A 248-nucleotide genomic window follows, 5' to 3' on the forward strand; every position below is an offset into this window, starting at 1 on the left:
CAGCTTAACTTGCTTAAGCAATTATCTGCATCGGGTAAGTCATCATTAACGGAACTAAAAGCACTCGGGTTTAATAAAAAGACTATTGATAGCCTGTTGGCAAAAGAGTTGATAGTGCAAACCATTGAACATGACAATCAATGGCAACATGCCTCTCCTACTGTGGGCACTAAGCCTCGCTTAAATAAAGAACAAGCGATTGCTTGCACAGCTATTAATCAAAGCACCGGTTTCAATAGCTTTTTACT

1 protein-coding gene is annotated in these 248 nt (G+C 39.5%); it reads left to right on the forward strand.

The genetic code is table 11. The annotated features are described in order from the left end of the window. Positions 1–248 (forward strand): hypothetical protein (locus tag SB765_RS32360; protein WP_410932857.1); only part of this gene is annotated, 248 nt, incomplete at both ends.

The sequence above is a fragment of the Pseudomonas sp. SIMBA_067 genome, from assembly GCF_046534675.1.
GTDB classification, from domain to species: domain Bacteria; phylum Pseudomonadota; class Gammaproteobacteria; order Pseudomonadales; family Pseudomonadaceae; genus Aquipseudomonas; species Aquipseudomonas putida.